The following is a 3,083-nucleotide window of genomic DNA, read 5'->3' as shown; positions in this document are numbered from 1 at the left end:
CGCCGGGACTCCCGCGGCCACGGCCGGTTGGGGGCTCCGGCCGGCCGGGTGGGCCACGGGCTGGTGGCCCCCCGGACCGGGGACCGGCTGGGCAGGGTGCGGGACGCCGGGCGCGGCCTGCCCTGGCACCTGCGGCATCGGCGGGGACTGGATCGGCACCTGCGCGGGCGGCGGCACCTGGTATTGCACGACCCGGGGACCCGGCACGCCCGGCGGGACGGCCGGCGCGACGGCGGGCGGATAGCCGGGATGGGGCTGTGCGACGACCGGAGGCCGAGGATAGACCGGAGCGGGCAGCGGGGGCGGACCGGAGGCGGTCAGGGCGGCGCGGGCGGCGGCGGCGAACTCGGCGCAGGTGCGGTAACGGTGCTCGGGGAGCTTGGCCATGCCCGCGGCGACCACCAGGTCCATGGCCGGGTTGAGGCCGGGACGGCGGTGGCTGACGGGAACCGCGGCCAGGTTGAGGTGGCCGTGGATGATGTCGGCGGGATTGTCGGCGTCGAACGGGCCGACGCCGGTGAGCAGCCAGTACAGGGCGCAGGCCAGCGAATACTGATCGCTGCGGTTGCCCAGCGGCGCGCCGGTCATCTGTTCCGGCGAGGCGTAGGCGAGCGTGGCGGTGAACATGCCGGTCTGGGTGAGGTGGGTGGTGTCCTCGCGCAGCCGCGCGATGCCGAAGTCGCTGAGGAAGACTCGCTCACCCTTGCCGGTGCCCGCCCGTGCGAGCAGGATGTTCGCCGGCTTGACGTCGCGGTGCAGCACCCCGCGGCCGTGCGCGTAGTCCAGTGCCTCGGCCACGCCCTCGACGATCTGCACGGCGCGCTCGGGCGGCAGCGTGCGCACGTCCACCGACGCGGCGTCCACCCCGTCGACGTACTGCATGGATATCCACAGCTGGCCGTTCTCCGAGCCGCGGTCGTAGACGGCGATGATGCCGGGATGGTCGAGCTGCGCGGCCAGGTCGGCCTCGCGCTCGAAGCGCGCGCGCACCTTCTGGTCGGTGAACAGGTCGGGACTGAGCAGCTTGAGCGCGGTGCGCTTTCCCGTGCGGGGATGCCTGGCGAGATAGACCGAGCCCATACCGCCCTGTCCGAGCAACCGTTCGACGGTGTAGCCCGCGAACACCTCACCCTGTCCGAGCAAGGCGACCCCCTTCCTTCCAGGTAGAAGCCTACCGCCGAGCGCCGATCGCGGTTCCGTTAGATTTTCTCGCGCCGATCGGGAAAACTATCCTGTGCGCACCGTCGTCGCGTCGATGTCCCGGACGTGCGGTCACGAGGTGCGTACCCGGGCGGCGGGCGGCCATTCGGGTCGGTTCGGGTGTTGTGCCACCACCGTGGAAAGCGCGCGGGTGGTGTGGAGGTTCGCGGTTCGTGAAGTCGGCTCGTAGATCGTCGGTATTCAGGTCGGCTTTTCACGGAGGGCTCGCACTGACGGTGCTCGCTGTCGCCTCCTGTGGCCTGCTCGCCGACAGGGTCGACGCCGATCCGGCCGCGGTCGCGATGGCGCGCCAGGCGGACTCGCGCGCCACCAACGGCGGACAGCCCGAGGGGCTGGCCGCCGACTTCACCCTGTTGGAGAGCCTCACGCCGGGCGAGCTCGGCTTGGCGGTCATGCCCGTCGGCGGCAGCCGCGCCACCGTGATGGGTGAGCTGACCACCGGTCTGGCCTGGTCGACCATCAAGGTCCCGATCGCGGTGGCCGCGCTGCGCAACGACCCCGACGGCCTGCTCGACGGCTACGCCGAGGCCGCGATCACCTATTCCGACAACGCCGCGGCGGGCACGCTGTGGAGTTCGCTGGGATCGGATGCGGCGCAGGCGGTTCAGCAGGTGCTCGACGAGGCAGACGACGTCATGCCCGGCGGGCCGTGGCCACACACCACGGTCGAGAACGACGCCTTCGGAGCCACCGAGTGGTCGCTGGTCGACCAGGTCCGGTTCGCCTCCCAGCTGCCGTGCCTGCCGCAGACCGCGACGGTGACCGAGCTGATGTCGCACATCACCGACGAACAGCGGTGGGGTCTCGGCACCCTGGACGGCGCGATCTTCAAGGGTGGTTGGGGACCGGACGACGACACCGGCATCTATCTGGTCCGCCAGTTCGGCCTGGTGCCCGCCCGCGACGGCTATGTCGCGGTGGCGATGGCCGCGCAGGCCGACGACGGCGACTTCGTCTCGGCCACACGGATGCTCGACAACCTGGCCGCTGTGCTCGGCGCGCATCTGCAGGAGACCCGCAGCGGCAACTGCCCCGCCACCGAGCCGGTGATCGCGGCCCGGCCGAACATCGGCAAGCTGTCCGCTCAGCCGGGGGACACCAGGCCCGACTCGTAGGCCAGCACCACCGCCTGCGCCCGGTCGCGCAGATGCAGTTTCGAGAAGACCTTGGAGACATGGGTCTTCACGGTCTGCTCGGCCACGAACAACGCCTCGGCGATCTCGGCGTTGGACATCCCGCGCGCGACCAGTTCGAGCACTTCGCGTTCGCGCGGGGTGAGCGAGTCCAGTTCCGGGGTGCGTCTGCGCGTGCCCGCCCGCCTGCGGGTGACCTCCTCGATGAGCCTGCGGGTCACCGTCGGCGCCAGCAGCGCCTGACCGGCCGCCACCACCCGCACCGCGCGCACCAGCTCGTCGGCGGGCGCGTCCTTGAGCAGGAATCCGCTGGCGCCCAGGTTCAACGCCTCGTAGACGTAGTCGTCGATGTCGAAGGTGGTGAGCATGAGCACTCTGGTCGGCGGGTCGCCGCCCGCGGACAGGATGGCGCGCGCGGCGTCGAGCCCGTTCATCTCCGGCATCCGCACGTCCATCAGCACCACGTCCGGGCGCAGCCGTTTCGCCTCGGCGACGGCCACTTTCCCGTCCGGGGCGTCACCAACCACACTGATGTCGGGTTGCGCGGCCAGCAAGGCCCCGAACCCCTGCCGCACCATCGCCTGGTCGTCGGCGATGAGAACCGTTATTGCCACCTGCTCACCCTAGGTCCGAATCGTCGCGCGCATCGACCGCCGGTGCGCCCCCCCCCCACCCCCCGGCGGGGCCCAGGGAGGAGGGCGGGGCCGGCGCCGCCGGCCCCGCCGGAAG

3 protein-coding genes are annotated in these 3,083 nt (G+C 71.7%); 1 reads left to right on the top strand and 2 read right to left on the bottom strand.

Going from position 1 to position 3,083, the window contains the following annotated elements; all coding sequences use genetic code 11:
* Nucleotides 1-1,143, bottom strand: a 1,143-nt coding sequence (locus tag QH283_RS10770; protein WP_280502875.1) for a serine/threonine-protein kinase, incomplete at its 3' end; no start/stop codon positions are given.
* Between the two features lie 293 nt (nucleotides 1,144-1,436).
* Here QH283_RS10770 and QH283_RS10765 point away from each other — a divergent pair.
* Nucleotides 1,437-2,336, top strand: a complete 900-nt coding sequence (locus tag QH283_RS10765) for a hypothetical protein (protein WP_280502874.1) — start codon at nucleotides 1,437-1,439, stop codon at nucleotides 2,334-2,336.
* Here QH283_RS10765 and QH283_RS10760 read toward each other — a convergent pair.
* Nucleotides 2,306-2,968 carry a response regulator transcription factor gene (locus tag QH283_RS10760; RefSeq protein ID WP_280502873.1) on the bottom strand — a complete coding sequence of 221 codons (663 nt, stop codon included), beginning with the start codon at nucleotides 2,966-2,968 and terminating at the stop codon, nucleotides 2,306-2,308. The two genes, QH283_RS10765 and QH283_RS10760, sit on opposite strands and share 31 nt — an antisense overlap.
* Between the last annotated feature and the right edge of the window lie 115 nt (nucleotides 2,969-3,083).

The sequence above is a fragment of the Nocardia farcinica genome (assembly GCF_029867845.1).
GTDB classification, from domain to species: Bacteria; Actinomycetota; Actinomycetes; order Mycobacteriales; family Mycobacteriaceae; genus Nocardia; species Nocardia farcinica_A.
This window is presented reverse-complemented; position numbering and strand designations above follow the sequence as displayed.